The sequence below is a fragment of the Streptomyces sp. NBC_00328 genome, from assembly GCF_036139655.1.
Classification (GTDB): domain Bacteria; phylum Actinomycetota; class Actinomycetes; order Streptomycetales; family Streptomycetaceae; genus Streptomyces.
The window spans coordinates 1,957,517-1,979,112 of the sequence record NZ_CP108013.1 but is presented as its reverse complement, the minus strand read 5'-3'; the positions used below and the strand labels follow the sequence as shown (position 1 = coordinate 1,979,112).

Sequence of the window (21,596 nt, the reverse complement as noted above, 5' to 3'; positions counted from 1 at the left end):
GCCGTTCAGCGGCGCTTGTGCAGTGCCTGGGCCAGCCGCACCGCGCGCTCCCGCGTGGCGGCCGGAACCGTGAAGGACGTCAGCACGATCGGCGGGGTGAACCGCTGCACCGTCGTCGACTGCACGGAGGTGAAGGCGCGCAGCCCTTCCTCGCCGTGGATCCGTCCGAAACCGGAGTCCTGCGAACCGCCGAACGGCAGCGCCGGCACCGCGGCGAAGCCCAGCACCGAGTTCACCGACACCGCCCCCGCGCGCAGCCGCGCCGCGATCGCCGCACCGGCGCGCCCGTTGCGGCAGAACACCGCCGCACCCAGGGCGTAGCGCGAGGAGTTGGCCCGCTCCACCGCCTCGTCGACGTCTGCCACCTGGTTGATCGACACGACGGGACCGAAGGTCTCCTCCGCCATCGCCGCCGCGTCCTCCGGAACCCCGGTCAGCACGACCGGCGCGACATACGGGGCGCGAACCGACTCGGGCCCGCCGAGCAGGGCCCGCGCGCCCGCCGAGACCGCGTCGGTCACATGGCGCTCGACGACCGAAACCTGGCCCGGCAGGGTCATCGGGCCGTAGGGGGCGTCCGCCCCGGCACCCGGGCGCAGCGCCCCGGCCCGCTCGACCACCCGCTCGCACAGCGCCCCGTGGATCTCACGCACCGCGTAGACGCGCTCCACCCCCGCGCAGGTCTGTCCCGCGTTGCTCAGCGCTCCCCACACGATCGCGTCGGCGGCCGCTTCCAGGTCCGCGTCCGCGGTGACGATCACCGCGTCCTTCCCGCCGCACTCGGCGAGGAACGGTGTCAGCGTCTCGGCGCACACCGCCATCACCTTGCGGGCCGTCCCCGGTGATCCGGTGAACGCCAGCTTGTCGACCCCGGACCGGGCCAGGGCGTCGCCGGTGGAGGCCGCGCCGGTGACCGTGGTGAGCAGCCCCGCATGCCCGGGCACGGCGGAGTCGAAGAGTTCTGCCAGCAGGACGCCGGTGCCGGGGGTCAGCTCGGACGGCTTGAAGACCACGGCGTTCCCCGCGGCCAGGGCGTAACCGATGGAACCCATCGGGGTGTACAGGGGGTAGTTCCAGGGGCCGATCACACCGACCACGCCCAGCGGCCGGTGCACCAGCGAGGCCCGCTGGTGGACGGCGAACAGCCCGGTGCGGACCTTCCGCCGGCGCAGCACGCGATCGGCGTTGCGGGCGGCCCAGCCCAGGTGCTCCAGCGTGAGGACGACCTCCAGCGCGGCGTCGCCGGCCGGTTTGCCGGTCTCCTCGGCGATGACCCGGGCCACGGCGTCCAGGTCGGAGGCGAGCGCCTTCTTCCAGCGCAACAGGTGGTCACGGCGCCGGGACCCGGGCAGCGCCGCCCAGGCGGCCTGGGCGCTCCGGGCCCGTGCCACGGCGCGGGAGACCTCCGCCGGCCCGTTCACCGGGTGCGAGGCGATCGGTTCACCGGTCGCGGGGGAGTGCGTGGTGAAGGTCGCGGCGCGTGGTGCGGCGGCCGGGGTGGTGTCGGTCATCGGGTCTCCTGACGGGGAGCGGGGGGAGCGGACGACTGCGCCGGAGCGGAGGCCTGTCCGGGCGGCGCCTCGTCCGGGAGCGGGGCCGGCGGACGGGAGTGCGCCCAGTGCGGACCCAGGTCGTCCAGGGTCCAGCCGAAGGGGTAGGTGCGCGCCTTGGGTTTGCGCGGGAACCGCTCCGGACGCCCGGGCAGCAGCCTGATCAGCACGGCCCGGATACGGAACGCGCGGTGGACGGCGGCCCGCACCAGGCGCGGCTCCCGGGGGAAGCCGAGTGCCTTGAGCAGCGGTTCGTCGAGGACGGCGAGGGCGACCCGGGACGCCAGGCGCCGTGCCGGTGCCGGGTACCACGAGGCCATGATCCGCAGGGTGGCGGCGGCGACCCTGCGGTTGGCGGGGTCGTAGGCGAACATCTCCCGCTCGTAGTCGTCGTGGAGTCGCTCGAACGCGGCGTAGGTGTCGGGCACGCCGGAGATGCCCATCAGGTCGCCCATCCGCCGGCCCACCAGTGCCAGACTCTCGGTCTCCTGCTCGGACAGGCGCCGCCAGCCGAACCGGTCGATCCATCGCTTGGGCCCCACCACCGTGGTGGCCAGGACGTACAGGAAGTCCTCGTTGGCGATCCGGTAGCGGCCGTGTATGCGGTTCAGATGGCGGGCTGCCGCCCGGCCGTGCTCGGAGTCCATCCCCTCGCGGACCATCTCGTACGTGATCAGGACCGTGTCGTCGTACCGCTTCTGACCGGCGCGTTCGAATTCCTGGGTCCGGTCCAGGAGCCGTGAGATGCGCGGGATGCCGTAGTCGCGCAGGAACGCGATCGATGTCCCGTGGAGATAGTCGCGGGGGAACTCGTAGTGGATGACCCACCGGTAGATCTGCTCGAAGTCCTGCTGCGGATCCATCTGCCGGATACGGCGTAGCCGGCTGTAGCGGCCCATGGGGGATCCCTCCTGCCGGAATCGCGGCGTGAGCGGTCGGATCTGCGGACTGCTGGCGTTCGGGTCGGGGCGACGAAGCGAGTGCCCCCAGGGTGAGTCGATGATACTGAAACTATTGAATTGTTTCATCGGGCGTCAATACTCCGGACGTAACGGAGGGGCCGAGGTGGCCGTGGGTATGCCGCCGCTTTGGTCCGAGCTGCCAACTTCCTTGCGGGCGAAGGGAGATGGCGGCACGTCCGGGGGTGGCTCAGGTGTTTCCGGCGCCCCGTGAGGGGTGCGCGTCACGCGCCGCGGCCGCTCTCGCCCCGGGGCGGTGACTCGGGAAGGTGCTCACTGGGCGTCAGATCCCACCAGTAACGTGCGATTTGATATATATGACCGAATTATCCCCATGCGTGTCGGACGTCACTGGGCCCGGCCCGACGTGGCCAACTCGGTTGCGGGACAAGAATTTCCAGGGGATATGGGCGCGCTTCGGCGCCGGCAAGGCACTTGCGGATCGAGTTTGCCTCGCGCAGAGTCCATGACCGTTCGGTCCGCCATTGCTCACGTGTTCTACGAATGGTCCAGCTGTCGCATGGGGGCGAAAGGTCACGCGTACATGCCAATGAATTGCACAACTGATAATCGGAAACACCGTCGTCCTCGCGCCATGCGAACAAAATTGGGTGTGCTGGCGGTCACCACCGCCGCGCTCGCCGGAGGCGTCCTTACGCAAACCGATCAGGCGGAGGCCGCCACTCCCGGCGTCGTGGTCGATTCCCTGTCCGTGTCGGCGGCCCCGAACGGACAGTCCAAAGCCACTGCTACCGTCCACAGCGCCAAAACGATCAAACTGCAGGCGCTGACTGTCGCCGTGCGATCCGCCGACGGTGGCAACTACGACTTCCCCGGAGCCGCCGCGGCCACGCTGGGAACCCGGTCCACCTCATACACCTCGGGCTCCCGTGCATTCCCGGCCGGCACCTATACGTATTTCGTGGCGTACAAGTTCCACGACCGCTGGCACAGCCTCTCTCCGGTGAAATCCCTCACCACCGGATCCGACACCGGCGCCACCGCGGCACCGACGCCCACCGCGACACCGACGCCCACCGCGACACCAACACCGACGGCCTCGACTCCCGCGGGCACGACCACACCGCCCGCATCCCCCACACCGGCGGCAACGACAACGCCACCGTCGACTTCGACGCCGACGTCCTCCGCGCCGTCCGCGACCGCCACCGCGCCTGTCGGTATCCCCGGCACCTGGCACCAGGCGTTCAGCGACGAATTCAACGGCACCGCTCTTGACGGTTCCAAGTGGAACTCGAACTGGTTCGGTTGTTCCGGGTGTGCCACCAAGCCGGTGAACTCTGCCGAGGGGTCCGCCTATTCTCCGTCACAGGTCACGGTCGGCGACGGATCGCTCCACCTCAAGCTCATCCAGCAGCCGACCACCGTCGACGGCAAGACGTATTCCAACGTTTCCGGCCTGGTGACCAGCAACGGAAAGGCCCAGTTCACCTACGGCGCTTTCGAGGCCCGCATCTACACACCCTCGTCCGGGACGCAGATGGCCAACTGGCCCTCCTTCTGGCTGGACGGGCAGAACTGGCCGACGGATGGCGAGCTGGACGTCCTCGAAGGCCTGGGCGGCTCCGCCTGCTATCACTTCCATTCCACGGCGGGCGGTCCGGGAGGCTGCGCTTCCGGTACCTACTCCGGCGGCTGGCACACGTTCGGCGCCGAATGGAAACAGGGTTCCGTCACCTACTACTACGACGGCAAGCAGGTCGGTCAGATCACCTCCGGGATCACCTCCGCCCCGATGTATCTGATCCTCAACAACGCCATCAACCCCAGTCACAGCGGAACCAACGTGGTTCCCGCGGACATGATGGTCGACTACGTGAGGGCCTGGCAGCACTGACCCCACCGATATGTCAGGGCGCCGGCCGCATCATGCGGCCGGCGCCCTTCGGGCTGTCGGCCCCCGGGCAGCCGACTCCCCTGTGGCGGCGCGGCTTTCGAGGCGCGCCGTCCTACGTCATGACGGCCCGGCGGCGACGGCCCGCTCCGGCGGTCGCGCGCAGGCCCGCGCCTCCGCCACGAACCAGTCGACGGTGTGCCGAAGCCCCTCTTCCAGGGGCACCCGAGGCTGCCAGCCGAGTGCCTCGCGGGCCCTGGTGATGACAGGACGCCGGCGGACCGGGTCGTCGACAGGCAGCGGGAGGTGGCGCAGCTCGCCGCTGGAACCGGTGATACCCGTCACGAGTTCCGCCAGTTCCCGCACCGTGTGCTCCTCCGGATTGCCGAGATTGATCGGTCCCGGCTCGGCGGAGTCGAGCATGGCCACCAGGCCGCGGACCAGGTCGTCGACATAGCAGAAACTCCGCGTCTGGGAGCCGTCGCCGAAGATCGTCAAAGGCTCCTCGTCGAGTGCCTGCCGGATGAAGCTGGAGATCACGCGGCCGTCGTACGGGCGCATGTGAGGGCCGTACGTATTGAAGATCCGGACGATCCCCACGCCGACCCCGTGGCTGCGCCGGTACGCCATGGAGAGGGCCTCCGCGAAGCGCTTGGCCTCGTCGTAGACGCTGCGGGGGCCGATGGGATTGACGTGTCCCCAGTAGTCCTCGTCCTGCGGATGCACCGCCGGATCCCCGTAGACCTCGCTGGTGGACGCCAGGACGAAGCGCGCTTCCTGGTTCTCGGCCAGCCGCAGCATGTTCTCCGTCCCCCGGCTGCCGACCGCCAGCGTCTCGAGCGGATGGCGGTGGTAGTCGGCCGGGGAGGCGGGAGACGCGAGGTGTGCGACGGCGTCGACGGTCCCGGGGAAGCGGAACCGCTCCGTGACGTCGCACGGCACGCAGTGGAAGCCCGGCCGGTCCAGCAGGCGGGCGATGTTGGCCTTTCGGCCCGAGGAGAAGTTGTCCAGGCAGTAGACGGTGTCACCCCTGCGGAGCAGTTCCTCGCACAGATGGGACCCCAGAAAGCCGCTGCCACCGGACACCGCCACACGCATGAGATTCGTCCTTCCGCTCGGCCGAGCCGTGGACCGCCATTCCGTATATTTACGACGTATACGTACATGGTCGCCCCAGGACGGGCTGAGGTCAACGCGGGCCGAGGACGGATCCATGAACCCGGCGGCCGCACGGCCCGGCCGGTCGCGGACGGAAACGCCCCGTCGGCCATGGCGCCGACCCGGCGCCGGTGAGATCTCCGGTCAGCGGCACCCGGCCGGGCCGGAGCGCTCCGGCCGCAGCAGGCGCCAGGTCACCAGCCCCGTGAACCGGAGCGCCTCGGCCGCGGCCGGCAGGGGATCGTCCCAGGAGAGCCAGGCCCGCTCGGTGGCCCGCACGTGCAGCAGATCGGACGGCAGCCGGCGCTCATGGCGCAGCCACGCCACCGTCGACGCGAAGTCCAGCTGGCCGGCGACGAAGACCCGCCCCTCGGCCTGGGCGCCGTCCGGCACGGCCCGGCCGGTCAGGTCGAGATGCATGGCGCGGACGACATCGACTCCGTGGACGCTCTCGAAGAGGCGGAACTGGGCGCCGGCGCGCGGGTTGAAGTCGACGAGTTTGTACTGTCCGTCCCGGCGGTCGTAACGCCAGTCGAGATCCGCCAGTCCGCTGTAACCGGTACGGCGGCACAGCCGCTCCGCCAGGCGGGCCAGTTCGGGGTTGCGCAGTCCCACCGCCCGGGCGGTCATCCCCGCGTACGGAGGCCAGGAGCGCAGCTTCAGGCCGGTGAACAGAGCGCGCGGAACACCGCCCGTACCGCAGTACATGTGGGTGATCCAGTCCTCCGCCTGCTGTCTGGGGATGTACTCCTGCACGAGGACGGGCGGCGGACGGCCCGTCGGGAAGCGGTCGAGCAGCGCCCGTTCGGTGGGTACGACGGTGGTGGTGCCGCTGACGGCCGGGGTGCGGAGTCTGCTGAACGGCGCCAGATTCTTGAGCACGAGCGGATAGCCGAGCTCGCGGCCTGCGTCGACCAGCTCGTCGCGGCTCTCCGGAGCCCTTGACGACGGCGAGGGCACACCTGCCTCGGCGCAGATCCGGTGCAGGCTCGCCTTGCAGGCCAGCAGGCGCGGCAGGTGGGCCGGCACGGGCGGAATCAGGAAACACTCCTCCAGCCGGTGCGCGTACTCCGCGAGCAGGATCGCCGCCTCGTCGTCGGTCGGCACCGCCACGCACCGGGCGCCGATCGCCCGGCCCATGGACAGCAGACCGTCCGCGAGTTGCTCCGGTTCCTCGCAACCGGTCGTCGGCCACACGAATCTGCTCGTCAGATGGCGCGAGAGGGCGACCGGGGTGAAGCGGTCCTCGACAACGGCGTGGACCGGGACGCCCAGCCGTCCGACCGTGCGCACCACGCCCAGACTGCCGTGGTGCAACGGATAGTTGCCGATTCTGGCGAGGAGTACGGGTACCTCGGTGTCCAGCAAGACGACCACCCGCACCACTCCGGGACGCTTCTCCTGAAAGGAACTAACATGGACGAAGCTCGCAGATCCACTCGACAGTGGTGAATCGCCCGCATTCAGTATCCCCGACAATCAGGGGTCGTGCCGCTGACAGCCCGGCAAGGTCTGGTATGAAGACACCCGCCAAGATGTCCTCGCTCTCCGGTTTGCTGCCCCTCTACTTCCCGCGCGCTCTGGCCGGTCTCGACGACCGCCTCCGGGCTCACTGGCTCGTACCCGGCGCCGGTCCCAGGGACATCACCGTGGTCCGGCGCCCCTCGCTGCCCAAGGCGGGCCTGCTGGTGTTCGAGCTGCGGCACGGCGGGGAGAGCCTGGTGATCAAACACCCCAGGGACGAGGCCGCCGCCGCCGTCACGGCGCGGGAGTGGGAGGTCCTGCGGGAGCTCGCCGCCGACAGCCGGCTCGCCCCATGGCGTGCTCTCCTGCCTCGGGTCGTCGGCTCGCCCGGGCCCGAGGGGACCTTTGCCCAGACCGCGCTCCCGGGCGTCCCGGCGGAGCGGCTGATCCTGGACACCTCCGGGGACCCGTATGCCGCCATGGCGCCCGCCATGCGGCTGCTGGCGGACATACGGTCCGCCACCGGGCGTCCCCGCAAGGCGGCCGACCGGGCCTCCGCCTGGTGCGAATCGCAGCTGACGGCTCTGTCCGCAGGAATGCCCCGTTACCGGTCCGGCCGTCGAGCGGTCGAATTCGAGGCCCTGCGCCACCGGCTGGACGCGGCCCTGACCGGTGCCGTGCTGACGGAGGGCTGGACCCATGGCGACTACCACCCCGGCAACGTGCTGCTCGACCGCGTCCCCCTCCGGGTGACCGGTGTCTTCGACTGGAGCAGCGGCCGCGCCGACGGGCCGTGCGAGATCGACGCCTACTCCTTCGTCCTGGCCCTGCGCAGTACCCTCACCGGCCGCCCGCTGGGTCGCCTGGTCGCCGAGACGCTGCGCGCCGGCCGGATACCGGACGCCGACCGCGCCCTGCTCGCGCTGGCCGGGCTGGACCCGGACGACGGTGTCGCCGATCCGGTGGCCGTTCCCCTGCTGAGCTGGCTGTGGCACGTGGTGAACAACGTCTGCAAGTCTCCGAGGTTCGGCCACAGCTACGGGTGGCTCACCCACACGGTCGCCCCCGTGCTCGACGAATGCGCGCGTTGGGCCGGTACGCGGCCGTGACGGCCGCGGCGCCACCCGAGACGAGAGGGAGCGACCATGCCCATGAACACCCGGTTCGGCGCCCGGCACGGAGCGGCCGGGAGCAGGGGCATCCATGACGCTCCGCAGCGGCTGCCCACGGTCGTGATCGGGGCGGGCCCCTACGGGCTCGCCACGGCCGCCTGGCTGAGCGCGGCGGGGACACCGCGGCGGGTGTTCGGTGAACCCATGGAGTGCTGGCACGCCAACATGCCCGAAGGCATGTTCCTGAAGTCCGTCCCCGCCGCTTCCTCCCTCTCCGCGCCGGAGTCCGGATACCGTCTGGAGGACTTCCGTACCGCGCGGGGACGCGGCCCCGTCGGCGACCGGTACCCCATCCCCGGCGAGGAGATGATCGCCTACGGGCGGTGGTTCCAGGAGCGCCGTGTACCGGAACTGGAGCGCCGCAGGGTCCGTACCGTCGTGCCTGTCGACGGGCTGTTCGGCGTCACCCTGGACTCCGGGGAAGAGTTCCTCGCCGAGAACGTGGTGATGGCCACCGGACTGGTCCCGTTCGCCCACGAGCCCGCGGAACTGGCCGGGCTCCTCCCGGCAGAGCGGGTCTCCCACACCAGCCGGCACCGCGATCTGGGCCGGTTCTCGGGACAGCGGATCGCTGTCCTCGGCGCCGGGCAGTCGGCCCTGGAGAGCGCCGCGCTGCTGCACGAGGCCGGGGCCTTTCCCACAGTGATCGCCCGCGCGGCGTCCGTCGCCTTCGGCAGCCCGCCCGACACCGACCGTCCCCGCGACCGGCCGCGTCCGGTACGGATCCTCAAGCCGGGTTCCCCGCTCGGACCGGGCTGGTCGCTGCTGGCGTGCAGCCACGGCGGCCGCGCGATTCGCCGGCTGCCGCAAGGGCTGCGGCTGCGGCTGCTGCACAACGTGCTCGGTCCCTCCGGCGGCTGGTGGCTGAAAGAACGCGTCGACGACCGGATCCCGGTGCTGTGCGGCCGCACGGTCCGCTCCGCGGGGGTAGAGGACGGCATGGTGCGTCTTGAGCTCGGGGGCATGGACACCGGCGGACGTACGGAGACCTTGCGCGCCGACCATCTGCTGCTGGCCACGGGGTACCGGGTGGACGTCGACCGGCTCGAGCTGCTGGCACCCGAACTCCGCCGCGAGGTCGAGACGTTCCACGGCGCACCCGGGCTGTCGTCCGGGTTCGAGTCCTCCGTGCCCGGACTGTTCTTCACCGGACTGGCCGCCGCTCCCACCTTCGGACCCGTGCTGCGGTTCGTCGCCGGCACCGGATTCGCCGCGCGCCGTCTGGCCGGCTCGGTCGCGGCCGGGACCCGTGCCCGCCCATGACGTCACGGGGCGCGGTGCTCGGCGTGCTCATGCTGTTGCTGGTGGCATGCGGTGCCTGCGGATCCCCGCCCGGAACGGCGGTCCCCCGGCCCGTGGTGCCCGGCGACTGGCGACTGGTCTTCCACGACGACTTCGACGGATCGCGTCTCGACAAGGGCCGCTGGACCACGTGTTACGACTGGAACGAGCGCGGCTGCACCATCAGCACCAACAACGAACTGGAGTGGTACCAGCCCGGTCAGGTCACCGTGAGCGGAGGGAAACTGAGCCTCACCGCCCAGCGCCGGGCCGTCCGCGGCAGCGACGGAAAGGTCTACCCCTGGGTGTCCGGCATGATTTCCACCGGCCGGGACGACTGGTACGCCCAGCCCCGAAAGACCTTCACCTACGGCTACTTCGAGGCGGCGGTCCGTATCCCGGAACAGGGCGGGATGGCACCGGAGTTCTGGATGATGCCCGCGAACCGCTACACCCCGCCCGAGGTCGACATCATGGAGTTCCTCGGCACCACGCGCAGGCTGTCGATGTTCGTGCACTGGAGGAACGCCGAGGGTGCCGAGAGGAAGGAGCGGGGGACCTTCACCGCGTCCGGTTTCCCCGACGGCTACCACCTCTTCGGGCTGCTCTGGGAGAAGGACAGACTCGTCTGGTACGTCGACGGGGTCGAACGGTTCCGGGTGACCGCCCCCGAGCGCATTCCCCACGTGCCCATGGAAGTCATTCTGAACCTGGCCGTCGGCCTCCCCTACACTCCGCCGCCGGGCACCGACTCGGCGCGCATGCTCGTGGACTGGGTCCGGGTCTGGCAGCGTTGACGGGCCGTCAGCGGTCCGCGCGTTCGTGCTCTTTGGCCGGCAGTCGGGTCAGGCGGGTATCGCCCGGTAGGGCAGCCCGGTCATCGCTCTCGTCCGACGGTAGGCACGCCAGCCCCTGGTCCGCAGTCCTTCGGCGAACGGTGCCACAGGTGCCCCCTCGCCGCCGGTCCAGAGCGCGAAGCGGTTGCGGCCGGTGTCGGCCCGGACCATGAGCCGGGCGAACCGCAGCGGGTCGTCCCCTTCCGAACTGAAGGCCGAGTCCGCCCGGATGGCGGCGGCCGAGGTCCAGCCGGCCTCCCGCACCAGCGCGCGAACGGCGCGGCTGGAATAGCCGTGTGGGTAGGCGAAGGCGTCGACACGGTGCCCGAGCGTGTCCTCGATCCGCTGCTTGCACCCGGTCACCTCCTCCCGCACCGAGGTCCGGGGCAGCGTGTCCAGTTGCGGATGCGTCACGGAGTGTCCGCCGATCTCGACCCCGGCCGCGTCCAGCTCCCTGACCTGGTTCCATTCGAGCGTCGCCACGGACGGGAACGGCCCGCCGCCCGACGGCCGGCCGGCGGCGTTCAGAGCGTCCGTGGTCACGTACAGGGTCGAGGGAAGTCCCCGTGCGGCGAGCAGCGGAGCCACCGTGGAGGCGAAGTCCGCGTATCCGTCGTCGAAGGTCAGCACCGCGGACCGCGGTGGCACCGGAGGACCGCCGAGCAGGGCGGCGACCAACTGCCGCAACGGGACGACGCGCAGTCCGCTGTCGGCGATCATGTCCAGGTGCTCCGCGAACGTGCGTGGACTCACCGTGAACGGGGCCAGCCACGGCGGTGGGTCGTCCGACACCGCGTGGTAAAGGAAGACGGGCACGACGCTCATGACGGGGCCGTCGTCGTCGGCGTCGCCACTCCGCGGCGACGCCGGGAGAGGGCCGGGGAGCCCAACGGCCGGATCGATCCGACGAGGTAACCGGTGACGGTCGCGCACACACCTCCGGACAGCGCTCCGATCGTGCGCAGCGCGCCGGGTCGCCGGATCCGGCTCACGTTGCGGGCGAGGGCCCGCGAGATGGTCGACCGCACGTACACGCGCTCGTTGGCCAGGGCCGGCCCGCGGCCGCAGCGCCGTGCCACCAGCGCCTTGGACAGTCCTTCGATGTAGCAGCGGTTGCGGAAGTAGGACCAGCTGGTACGGGACTCGGGGACCCGGTGCCGTATCTCGGCGGCGGGCTCGTACAGCAGGACGGCCTCCGGGTCGCGGGCGGCGAGCCGCAGACACAGGTCCGTCTCGTCGCAGCTCGCCGCCGGACGGCTGCCCACGCGTCCGAGGGCGTCGAGAAAGCCGCCGACGGCGAGCAGTTCGCTTCTGCGGAAGGACATGTTGGCGCCGATGAAGTTGCGGACGGGGGCGGCCTGCCGGGGCTGTCCCCGGTAGGAGCAGCCCACCACCCAGTCGAATTCAGGGGGGAACCACACGGGGCGCGCGGTCGCCCACCACGGCCGGACGAACCCGCCGACGCCCACCACACGGGGGTCGCGGTAGGGCGCCAGCAGACGGCCCGTCCATCCCGGTTCCGCGGTGGCGTCGTCGTCGAGGAAGGCGACCACGTCGGTCCGCGACACCGACACTCCGGTGTTGCGGCCCCCCGACAGACCGCGGCGCCGCTGGTTGGGCACCACGTGGACGCCGGACAGTTCGCGTTCGGCGCGTTCCAGGAGGGCCTGGTTGTGGTCGACCACCAGCACGACCTCGTCGGCGGGCGGGTCCTGGACCAGCACCGACCCGATCGCGGCCCGCAGATCCTCCCAACGGTCGAGGGTGTAGGCGCAGATGACGACCGACAGGGTAAGGACGGTGCGCCCGGTGGAGAGTGCGCTGTTCATGATGACCCTTCAGTGACGGGGACGAGCCAGCGGGACCAGGACACGAGCAGGAACACGGCGATCACACATTGCGCGACGAGCCAGGCGAGGCCCGCGCCCGCGACGCCGAACTCCGGCAGCAGCAGCCGGGTGAGCCCGAGCACCAGGACGCACATCGCCGCCTGCAGCCACACCGCCCAGTGCAGACGCCGCCGCGCCCGGGCCACGTCGATGGCCACGCTCAGCAGCAGGTTCGGCAGCGCGGACAGGGCCAGCAGCCGCAGCAGCGTGGTTCCTTCGGCGGCGTACGAGGCACCGAAGATCGACAGGATCTGCGGGGCCGCGGCGACCAGGACGACCGTGATGCCGCCCAGCAGCAGACCCGAGTGACGCAGGACGCGCAGGGAGTGCCTCACGAGTCGTTCGGGCCCGCGCACGGACTCCGCGAGCAGCGACGTTCCCATGTTGCGGGCGATCAGGTAGGGCACGTACGCGACGCCCCAGGCGACCGAGTAGAAGGCGCTCGCCTCGGCACCGCAGGTGTTCAGCACGATGAGCGGGACCAGGGTGTAGCCGGCGACCCGGAACAGGGAGCCGGCCCAGTCGGCCGCGGCGTACCCGAGCATGCGCGGCGGTGGCGGCGCGGTCGTCGTCGTCCGCTCGTGCCGGGGAACGCCTCTGCGCATCAGGACGTAGTTGGCCACGACCAGCGACACCACGAGAGCTCCCGCCCAGGACAGCAGTATCCCGGAGAAGAAGCCCAGAGCGGCGGCCAGAGCGAGCAGCACTATCTTCACGACGGCGAATATCAGGTTCTCGCCCACGACCCAGCCCGGCATGCGGACCGCGGTCAGCGCGCCGTCCTGCAGGACGAATACGGCGTAGCCGGCGGTCGCCACCACGAAGCAGATCGCGGTGACCGGTGTCAGCAGGAAGCCGAGCTCCGGTTCGACCACCGGTATCAGCGCGAGGAATGCCACGGCCACCACCACGCTGAAGGACGTGCTCGCCGCATAGCAGGTGAGGACCAGACGGCGGGTGCGGCGGCCGGCGGTCGGCACGAACCGCACCAGGAAGTCGTTCAGGTTGAGCTGGCCGATGCCCGTGAGCAGGAGGGACGCCATGAGTGCCGAGTAGCCCAGGCCCACGGTCCGCTCGTCGTACCAGTGCGTCGCGAAGGTCCAGAAGAAGAAGCCGAGGCCCGCGTTGACGAGGGAACTGACCGCGAGGACGTGTCCCGTGCGGAGTACGGGCTCACCCGGGAGCGCGGCGGCGACACCGGCGCGCAGCATGTCCAGGGGCCGTCGTCGCATACCGGCGCCTCCTGCTGCCGATTCGGTCACCCGACGGGTGTACAAGCCGCTCACCTCGTCATCAGGTTCCGGCGCCGGCGCCGGTGAGGCGTCCGCGGAGATAGCCGCAGGGGCCGTAGACCATCCCCCGCACTTCGAGAAGCGCCAGGTGCCGGGACCAGTCGGCCTCGGGATCGGCGCCTCGGTCGCGTGATCGGGTCATGGCGTAGCGGATGCCGCGGGGCAGCCGTCGTAGCAGGGCGGGCAGCCGGCGCGGGTTGCTCAGCAGCGCGCCGGTGAGATAGGCGCCGAGGCCAGCGCCGTAACCGAAGGCCTGTGCGGCCACGGCGTCCATCGTGCGGCGATGACAGTGCCAGACGATGGCGTTCGGCTGGTAGGCGAGTGTGTGACCGGCCGTCAGGATCTCGAAGAAGGCGAGCAGGTCGTCACCGCCCCGGCCGGGGGTCCCGGCACCGGTCGCCGTGTCGAAGCCGCCCAGGGCGCGGAGCACGGTGGTACGGAACGCCATGTTGGCGCCCGAGCCGAAGCGTCCGGCGGTGAACGGGAACAGCGGGTCCGCCGGCGGATCGCACAGGGACCAGGTGCGCGGCACGTACCCTTTCGCGAATCCGCCCTGACGTTCGAGGGCGGTCTGGGCCTGGGTCTCCAGTTCGGCGGGCACGATCAGCCCGGTGACACAGCCGATCCGCGTGTCGTGTGCGAACGTCTCGGCCAGCGCCGAAAGCCATCCGGGGTCGACGAGCGTGTCGTCGTCGGTGAAGGCGACGACGGATCCGCGCGCCCGGCCGAGCCCGAGGTTGTGGGCGCGGGCCAGCCCGGCGACGGGTTCGCGGACGTAGCGGACCCGCCCGGTGAACTCCGAGCGGACCAGGACTTCGGCCGTGTCGTCCGCCGGGGCGTTGTCGACCACGATGATCTCGAACTCGGGATATGCCGAGCGCAGCAGCGAGTGCAGGCAGTGCCGCAGCTTCTCCGGACGGTCGCGCGTGGCCACGACCACGCTGATGACGGGTGTCTGCCGGAGTGTGTGGCGCCGGTCGCCACCGTCCGCGGGTCCGGTCCGGTCCATGGCACGGTGCCGGGCGAGCTGCCCGGCCAGTTCCAGGTGGGCGGTGTCGGCCAGCGCCCGCCACAGGTCCTCGGATCCCGAGGCGTCGGCGGCGCTGACCATGCCCAGGGGGCGACCGTGCAGGCGTACGAGCGCCCTGGCCTGTTCTCTCGGCCGGGCGGGTCCCCGGTCACCGGGCAGCCGGAACTCGCCCGGACGGGCCAGGTCGATGTCGACCACCGGCATCGGGGGCCGGACGAGAGGGGAGCGGACCGGGGCGGAACTCACGATGCGCTCCGCGCGGGTCGCGCGGGTCGCGCGGCGGAGGACCGGGCACCCGGCCGTTCCGAGAACAGGGTGCGCAGCACCCGGCGCCCGTCGGATATGGCGTGGAGGTTCGAGCAGCCGCTGCGCCGGGGCAGTTCCAGGCTCGGGACCTCGGCGATGCGCAGACCGGAGCGCAGCGCGTGCACGATCATCTCGGCCTCGATCTCGAAACCGGCGGCGTGCAGGTCCAGCTGGTCGAGGAAGCTGCGCCGGAAGGCGCAGAAGCCGTAGCACAGATCGGTCAGGCAGGCGTCGTACAGCCGGTTGGCGGCGAGCAGGAGCACCTGGTTGCCCATCTTGCGGATGGGGGTGATGTCGAGCGAACCACCGCCGGCGACGAACCTCGAGCCCTTGACGAAGTCGTAGCCGTGGTCGAGGAAGTGCACGAAGTGGGGGATCTCCGCCGGTGACATGCTGCCGTCGGCGTCCATCATCACCACGTAGTCCCCCTTGGCCTCGAGGAAGCCGGTGCGCAGCGCGTTTCCCTTGCCGGGGCCGTTCTGCCGCACGTTGCGGACGGTTGGCAGGCAGTGCTGTGCCATGGGGACGGTGGCGTCGGTGGAGTTGCCGTCGACGAGGATGACCTCGTCCACACACGCCGGGATCTGTTCGAAGACCCATGCGATGTTGCGCGCCTCGTTGAGGGCGGGGACGACCAGGCTGACGGTGGCCTGTGCCCCGGCTTCACGCTCGTTACCGGTGATCGTGTCGTTGTACATGATCATGCATCTCCGAGTGCGCCCATACGGCATATGTTTACGACGTATATCTACACCTTTACCCGATTTGTGAGCGACGTCAAGCGAGCGGCGGAGTTCTCCGGGCGACTCGGATCCGCCCAGGCCGGGCAGGGCAGGGCGGAGATGGCGTTTCCGGGAGTGTGGGATCGCCGCGAAGCCCCCACCTGGACCGCAGCGGCACCCGGCGAGGCCGCCGCGGCATCTCACTCGGAGGTCGGCGGCTCGGATCGGCCGTTGTCGGCCGTCGGCGGGTCCGGGTCCGGGGCGCCACGCGGCTTCTGGCGCCGGGCTCCGCCGGGCCGGGGCAGCAGGGCCAGGGCGGAGGTGACGGCGGCGAGTGCGAGCAGCGCCCGGGTGACGGTGAACGCGCCACCGAGGAACAGGGGCTCCACGACGAGTACCGCCATCGACAGGCTGAGCACCAGGGCCAGGACACCCGTCTCCAGAACCGCGGTGCGGTCCGTGAGACGCCGGACGCCCGACCGGGCCCACCGCGAGGCCGCCAGGCCGGGGCAGGCGAGCAGGAACGCCGTTGTCACCGTGGCACGCAGGACCAGGGCGTCCGGCAGGAAGGTGATTACGGCCAGGGCCACCCAGCCGGACAGCGCGAGTCCCCAGCGCAGGGAGGCCATGGCCCGCTCAGTTCCTCGCGCCCTGATACCGGTAGACCACCGCGTCCTTGCTCCGGTAGACGGGGATGTAGCCCGGGGTCTTCGACAGGGCCGAGTCCAGGCGCTGCACCGTACCGCCGGGCAGGATCCCCCTCTGGTAGAGGTCGGCGGCCTGAGCCCGGCTCAGGATGATGTAGGCGGGCTGTTGCGGGCTGGCCCGCTGGATGAATCCCTCCAGGCCGTTCACCGGATCGTTCACCAGGCGCCGCCGGTCGCGGATGTCCTGCTCGTCCAACTGCAGCTGGGGGTTCTCGTCGTACCGCAGGTACAGGCCGGGCACGGCCGACGTCAGGGAGACGATGGTGGACCCCGGAGGAGCGGTGGCCGCGACGAAGCGGCCGGCCGCCACCTCGTCCTTCGTGAAGTAGTTCGCCGACTCCTTGCCGTAGTAGCCGAACATGAGTCCCCCGAGCAGGGCGAGCATCAGCGGAAAGACGGCCAGCATCTGAACGCGCAAACGTCTGCTCCGCTCGAGAAGGAGGACGGCGATCAGGAGCGAGGCCGCGGGCAGGGCGAACAGATAGGCGCGAAAGATCATCTCTCCGCCGTAGGCGTTCGCCACCAGCAGCGGCAGCGGAGCCACGACGAGCAGCGGCAGGCCGGTGCGGCGGACCCAGGGATGGGTCAGGAAGGCGACGGCCGCCAGAACGAAGACCGCGGCGGACAGGCCCCGGTCGACCCAGGACACCACGATCTGACCCGGGGCCGCGGCGCCGAGGGCGGCCAGCCCGGAGACGACGTTGGTGTCGGGTTTCAGCAGGGAGCCCACGAAGTCGTTCAGGTTTTCCGAGAGGTAGGGGCGGGCGACGGTGGCGTCCCAGACCACGGCCAGCACCACCGTGCCGGCCAGGACGGGCAGGACGACCCGCCGGTTGCGGCGCGGGAGCGACAGCGCCACCAGTGCGCTGACCAGCATGAGCGGTGTCAGCGGGTGTGAGGAGATGATGACGGCCGCGATCACCATGACCGCCACGAAGCGGCCGACGGGCCATCGGCCCGCGCGTGTGTCGCCCGTCCGGTACAGCGTCGAGGTGGGCAACTGCCCCATGACCAGGGCGATCATCGTCACGAAGAGCAGGAACGCGAAGGCCTGGGGGGCGAAGTAGTCCTGCCCCACCCAGGAGCACGAGTAGTAGACCCATGCCGCCCCCCAGATCAGCCGGCGGTCATGCGTCACCGTCCGGAAGAACAGCAGCAGAGGGGCGAGCAGCACGGCGTTGAACACGGGCGGGGTCCACGTCGCGTAGCCGAGCGCCGAATGCAGACCGGTGGCCTGCAGGAAGAACGCGTTGAGGTCGAAGAATCCGGGCCACTGGTTGTAGATGGCGAGCTTGTCCGCGTGGGGCACCTCGCCGTGATGGCGGATCACCGCGTCGACGACCGCCACGTGTTTCCACGCCCAGCTGTAGCGCAGTGTCGGGTAGAGCAGTGTGGGGGTCGCGTGGATGACAGCGATCAGCCCCAGGACGTATCCCGCGAACCATCCACCGCCGGTTCGCCGGACGGTCAGTGCCAGGCAGAAGCCGAGGGTGAGCAGGACGACGGCGACCCAGAAGAGCACCGGCAGCACCTGCAGCAGACCGTAGTCGCGCATTCCGGCGAGATCCACATGGCGCAGGGACAGCAGCCAGAGGGCGAGGGCCGAGGGAAGGATCAGGCGTGTCGCCCACTGGAGCACTGTGGCCCGGTCGGAGGGGCGCCGCTCGCCGGCGGCGGCACCGGGCCGCCGGGCCACGGCGTTGGTGAAGGACGCCACGCGCCCGCCTGTCAGCGTCTGGAGCTTGCCCATGAAGAGGTCTCCCGGGGAACCCGTGTTCCCGTGACGGCTCTCAAGACGCGGAACGCCGACTCCTCGAAGGGGCCGGCCGTCCTCCCACCGCGGCCGGCAGGGGCGTTGACTCGACGCATGTGGCACCTTCCGGATCCGGCCTGTCGGTCTCCCGCCCCGGCGTGGCGGCCATGGGCGACACGGCCGTCGACTCCCGCTGGTCGGTCCACATCAGCGCTGGATGTCGACCAGGAAGAGGTATCAATACCGATTGTGACGGTATTTCCGATTGCTGCAAGTGGCAGTTCGCGGCGGTCACGCGCGGCGCGCGTCGAAACGGTCCCCGGACAGAGAGCGGAGAAGCACAAGTGAGAGGCGTACGACTGAGGCCGGGCCGTCGTCCGGCGAGACGGCTCCTCGCGTGGGCGGCCGTGATGGCGACGCTCCTGACGACAGCGGGCTGTGACGATTCACCGGCTCGAACCGGGCTTCCCCGGCCGGACCACATCGTCGTGGTGATCGAGGAGGACCAGTCGTACGACGCCGTCATCGGAAGCGCGGAGGCCCCGTACCTCAACCAACTGGCCCGGCAGGGCGCCTCGCTCACCCAGTTCTACGCCCTCACCCACCCCAGTCAGCCCAATTACCTGGCGCTCTTCGCGGGCTCCTTCCTGGGGGTCGACGACGACTCCTGCCCGCACAGGCTCACGTCGCGGAATCTCGGCACTCAACTCCTCCAGTCCGGCCTGACCTTCGTGGGCTACGCGCAGAGCATGCCGCGCGTCGGGTTCACCGGCTGCGCCGACGGCGCCTACGTGCGCCGGCACACCCCGTGGGTGAACTTCACCAACCTTCCCGCGTCCGTCAACCGCCCGTGGACCGACTTCCCTCGCGACTTCACGGATCTGCCGACGGTCTCGTTCGTCGTCCCGGACCTCGAACACGACATGCACGACGGCGGTGTGCGGCAGGCGGACACCTGGCTGCGGAACAATCTCGGCGGCTACGCGGACTGGGCGATGACCCACAACAGCCTGCTGGTCGTCACCTGGGACGAGGACGATGCGAAAGGACCCAACCATGTCCCCACCGTCCTGGTGGGTGAACATGTCCGGCCGGGCGACCATGACCAACCGAACAATCAGTTCGGACTGCTGCGCATGATGCTGGACGCGTACGGCCTGAAACCCCTCCACCACAGCGACGACGTGGAACCCGTCGACGTGGGGTGACCACGGGAGGGAGGCGACCTCAGGGGTCCTGAAAGCGGATCAGGCGTTTGACGGCCGTGCGCAGACGGCGATCGGCCGCAGAGACGGGAAGCCGTTCCCGGAGGAGGCGCGGGGAGGAGAAGCTCTCCGCTCCGAACCCCGCCTTGAACTCGGCGAGGGAGGACCCCGGGGCGGACTCTCCCATGTCGAACGTCCGGCAGCCCGCCTCGCACGCGTCCTCGATCGCCAGCCGGTAGAGCAGGGGGACGGCGCGGACCGGATGAGCCAGTTCCCGGTCCATGGCGCTGCGCCACATCTTGGCGTGACCACCGTGGCGCAGGACGATGGACGCCCCGGCGGGCTCACCGGCGCGCCAGGCCATCCAGATCGCGCACCCGTCACCGAGCCGGGCAGCCACCTCTTCCAGCCGGCTCAGGGGGAACTCCCGCGTTCTGCGCCAGCGGGCCAACGCCAGCGGCTCGTGCTGCTGTTCGGCCCAGCGCACGATCGACTTCCGGTACAGGTGGTAGAAGGCGGGAACGAGCCGGCCGCTACGATCCACCTCGACGTCGACGTCCGAGCGCTCGGCCCGGCGGATCTCCCGTCGCATACGACGTCCGAAGCGCTGCTCCCAGACGGTGCCGAAGCCGCCGTCGAGGTTCACCATCTGCGTCATGTGGGGCTCGAGGCCGAAGCCGGTCGCGGCGCTCGCCCATACGGCCTGGTCCGCCGGCCGAAGCCGCACGCCGACCCGGAGCGCGCGCAGCCGCGCGAGGTCGGCGAAGACCGCGTGTGCCTCCGCCGGACTCACGCTTTCCGGAGACACCGGCCCTCCTATGCCCCATTGGGCGGGCCAGGACTCCTCCGTGCCCAGGATCCGCGGGCGGTGCCTTCTGGCGACCAGGGGGAGTACGAGCCGTCGGCCTCGTTCGAACTCGTAGAGGCGGCTCGCGTCCCGGTACGGCCCTGTGGCGCACAGGCAGTCCAGCCAGAGCGGGGTCTGACTGGGGTTGGTGTCCGGATCCTTGCCCGCCAGCTCCCACCAGACGGCACGTGGAGCCGGGGTGGTGATGTGCGCGAGACCGGCCGGAGTGTCGATCAGGAGCTCAGCAGGTGCGTTCACGGGCCTCTCCCGCCCGGCGCAAGGGCCCCGCGAGGACGACGCTCGCGGACCGAGGACCCACGTGCCCACCACCGATGCTAGGTGGGGCATCCGGGCCGGGCATCTCGGTGGGACCGGGTGTCACTCGTCCTTGAAACCGATGAGACGCTTCACCGCGCTCCGCAGCAGCTGATCGCCCGCTGTCAGGGGAAGCACTTCCCTGCGGTAGCCGAACGACGGGTAGCCGTGAGCGCCGAGCCGTTCCTTGAAAACGCTGACGGAGGAATCGGGGGCGGAGTCGCCGAAGTGGTAGAAGCGGCAACCGGCCGCACAGGCATCCTCGATGGCGAGCTTGTGCAGCAGCGTGGTGGCGCGAATCGGATGAGCCAGTTCTTTCACCATGCCACTTCGCCAGTACTTGGCGTGAGGCCCGTGGCGGAGCACCATGATGGCCGCCACGGGCTGGCCTTGGTACGAGGCCAGCCACACGGCGCAGGACTCCGCGAACGTCTCCGCGACGTTCTGGAACTTGCGCAGCGGGTCGATCCGATTCCTGCGCCAGTGAGCGAGCACCGGCGGCTCGTTCGCCTGCTGTGCCCAACGGGCGACCGAGTGCTGGTAGAGCGCGTAGAAGGTTGGCACCAGGCGCCCGGTGCGGTCGACCTCCACGTCGACCCCCGCCTTCTCGCCCTTGCGTACGGCGGTTCTGACCGATCCTTTGAAGTGCCCCCAGACATCGCCGAAGCCGCCGTCGAGGTCCAGGATGTACGTCGTGTGGCGCGAGGTGGTGAAGCGGGACGGCACCGACGACAGCCACACGGGGTCCGTGTTCGGCCCGAACCGCACGGACACGCGATTCGAGGGAAGCCGGGCCAGATCCTCGAAGACGGCGCGCACGTGCCGCGGGTCGGGCGCCTCGGCGGTGACCGGAGCTCCGATGCCCCACTCGGAGGGCCAGGCGTCCTGGGCGATCAGACGGCCGGGCCAGCCGCGTCGGCGGGCCAGCGGCACGACGATCCCGCCGGAATTTCCGAATTCGTAAAAGCGGCTGGCGTCGTCATAGGAATCCGTCGCGCAAATGCAGTCCAGCCAGCCCGGGGTCTGGGTGATCAGCGCTTTGTCGCTATGGTCGACCAAGCGCTGCCAATTCTCCCGGGGCGCCGGAGTCGTCACGTCGAGAAAATCCCGGCTCGACGAGGTTCGAGAGCCCGAAAAGCGCATGGCGCCAGTTCCTCACGCGTCGCGAACGGTAGGCGTTCTGAACCTTCACCCGTCAAGGGTGCTCTGTCGCTGACCAGGCCGCATCCCGGGGGCGTCCGCAGACCGTCCGACT

18 protein-coding genes are annotated in these 21,596 nt (G+C 70.4%); 5 read left to right on the top strand and 13 right to left on the bottom strand.

Translation table 11 applies throughout. The features are described 5' to 3' along the window. Positions 1-5: 5 nt before the first annotated feature. On the bottom strand, positions 6-1,511 hold the full coding sequence (locus tag OG485_RS08525) for an aldehyde dehydrogenase family protein (RefSeq protein WP_328665487.1): 1,506 nt from the start codon (positions 1,509-1,511) through the stop codon (positions 6-8). Next, positions 1,508-2,449, bottom strand: coding sequence for an oxygenase MpaB family protein (locus OG485_RS08520; RefSeq protein WP_328665485.1), 942 nt, complete (start codon positions 2,447-2,449; stop codon positions 1,508-1,510). The genes OG485_RS08525 and OG485_RS08520 overlap by 4 nt, the downstream gene beginning before the upstream one ends. 553 nt (positions 2,450-3,002) lie before the next feature. Here OG485_RS08520 and OG485_RS08515 point away from each other — a divergent pair. Further along, entirely contained in the window at positions 3,003-4,367 is a 1,365-nt protein-coding gene (locus tag OG485_RS08515) for a glycoside hydrolase family 16 protein (protein ID WP_328665483.1), read from the top strand. Positions 4,368-4,484: 117 nt separating this feature from the next. Here the strand turns inward: OG485_RS08515 and OG485_RS08510 are convergent, their stop codons facing one another. Both OG485_RS08510 and OG485_RS08505 read right to left on the bottom strand, forming a co-directional pair. After that, positions 4,485-5,462 (bottom strand): UDP-glucuronic acid decarboxylase family protein, encoded by a 978-nt coding sequence (locus tag OG485_RS08510; protein ID WP_328665482.1) that lies wholly within the window; start codon positions 5,460-5,462, stop codon positions 4,485-4,487. Positions 5,463-5,666: 204 nt separating this feature from the next. After that, the gene (locus OG485_RS08505; RefSeq protein ID WP_328665480.1) at positions 5,667-6,899 is read right to left on the bottom strand and encodes a carboxylate--amine ligase; all 1,233 of its coding nucleotides are present in this window, start codon (positions 6,897-6,899) and stop codon (positions 5,667-5,669) included. A gap of 140 nt (positions 6,900-7,039) precedes the next feature. Between OG485_RS08505 and OG485_RS08500 the strand changes: the two genes are divergently transcribed. From OG485_RS08500 to OG485_RS08490, 3 genes are read left to right on the top strand one after another with little or no spacing between them, the layout of a single operon-like run. Next, on the top strand, positions 7,040-8,095 hold the full coding sequence (locus OG485_RS08500) for a phosphotransferase family protein (RefSeq protein WP_326789201.1): 1,056 nt from the start codon (positions 7,040-7,042) through the stop codon (positions 8,093-8,095). Positions 8,096-8,131: 36 nt separating this feature from the next. Continuing rightward, positions 8,132-9,421, top strand: a complete 1,290-nt coding sequence (locus OG485_RS08495) for an NAD(P)-binding domain-containing protein (RefSeq protein ID WP_328665478.1) — start codon at positions 8,132-8,134, stop codon at positions 9,419-9,421. Then, positions 9,418-10,236: a glycoside hydrolase family 16 protein gene (locus OG485_RS08490; protein WP_326789203.1), complete on the top strand. Its 819-nt coding sequence runs from the start codon at positions 9,418-9,420 to the stop codon at positions 10,234-10,236. Before OG485_RS08495 ends, OG485_RS08490 begins: the two co-directional genes overlap by 4 nt. A gap of 48 nt (positions 10,237-10,284) precedes the next feature. Here OG485_RS08490 and OG485_RS08485 read toward each other — a convergent pair whose 3' ends face one another. The 7 genes from OG485_RS08485 to OG485_RS08455 form a co-directional block, all read right to left on the bottom strand. Then, positions 10,285-11,100, bottom strand: a complete 816-nt coding sequence (locus OG485_RS08485) for a polysaccharide deacetylase family protein (RefSeq protein WP_328665473.1) — start codon at positions 11,098-11,100, stop codon at positions 10,285-10,287. Next, positions 11,097-12,104 (bottom strand): glycosyltransferase family 2 protein, encoded by a 1,008-nt coding sequence (locus tag OG485_RS08480; protein WP_328665471.1) that lies wholly within the window; start codon positions 12,102-12,104, stop codon positions 11,097-11,099. The genes OG485_RS08485 and OG485_RS08480 overlap by 4 nt, the downstream gene beginning before the upstream one ends. Beyond that, the gene (locus OG485_RS08475) at positions 12,101-13,396 is read right to left on the bottom strand and encodes a lipopolysaccharide biosynthesis protein (RefSeq protein ID WP_328665469.1); all 1,296 of its coding nucleotides are present in this window, start codon (positions 13,394-13,396) and stop codon (positions 12,101-12,103) included. The genes OG485_RS08480 and OG485_RS08475 overlap by 4 nt, the downstream gene beginning before the upstream one ends. 61 nt (positions 13,397-13,457) lie before the next feature. Then, complete coding sequence (locus tag OG485_RS08470; protein WP_328665466.1) at positions 13,458-14,732, bottom strand: glycosyltransferase; 1,275 nt, start codon at positions 14,730-14,732, stop codon at positions 13,458-13,460. Then, complete coding sequence (locus OG485_RS08465; protein WP_328665464.1) at positions 14,729-15,490, bottom strand: glycosyltransferase family 2 protein; 762 nt, start codon at positions 15,488-15,490, stop codon at positions 14,729-14,731. The genes OG485_RS08470 and OG485_RS08465 overlap by 4 nt, the downstream gene beginning before the upstream one ends. A gap of 224 nt (positions 15,491-15,714) precedes the next feature. Next, the gene (locus OG485_RS08460; RefSeq protein ID WP_328665462.1) at positions 15,715-16,143 is read right to left on the bottom strand and encodes a hypothetical protein; all 429 of its coding nucleotides are present in this window, start codon (positions 16,141-16,143) and stop codon (positions 15,715-15,717) included. Positions 16,144-16,150: 7 nt separating this feature from the next. After that, positions 16,151-17,971: a glycosyltransferase gene (locus OG485_RS08455; protein WP_328665459.1), complete on the bottom strand. Its 1,821-nt coding sequence runs from the start codon at positions 17,969-17,971 to the stop codon at positions 16,151-16,153. A 491-nt stretch (positions 17,972-18,462) separates the two neighbouring features. On the opposite strand from OG485_RS08455, the gene OG485_RS08450 reads away from it, so the two are divergent. Then, positions 18,463-19,182 (top strand): alkaline phosphatase family protein, encoded by a 720-nt coding sequence (locus tag OG485_RS08450; RefSeq protein ID WP_328665457.1) that lies wholly within the window; start codon positions 18,463-18,465, stop codon positions 19,180-19,182. A gap of 19 nt (positions 19,183-19,201) precedes the next feature. On the opposite strand, the gene OG485_RS08445 is transcribed toward OG485_RS08450, so the two are convergent. Together OG485_RS08445 and OG485_RS08440 are read right to left on the bottom strand one after the other, a co-directional pair. Continuing rightward, the gene (locus tag OG485_RS08445) at positions 19,202-20,284 is read right to left on the bottom strand and encodes a GNAT family N-acetyltransferase (RefSeq protein ID WP_328665455.1); all 1,083 of its coding nucleotides are present in this window, start codon (positions 20,282-20,284) and stop codon (positions 19,202-19,204) included. 120 nt (positions 20,285-20,404) lie between these two features. Next, the gene (locus tag OG485_RS08440) at positions 20,405-21,484 is read right to left on the bottom strand and encodes a GNAT family N-acetyltransferase (RefSeq protein WP_326789213.1); all 1,080 of its coding nucleotides are present in this window, start codon (positions 21,482-21,484) and stop codon (positions 20,405-20,407) included. Positions 21,485-21,596: the final 112 nt, after the last annotated feature.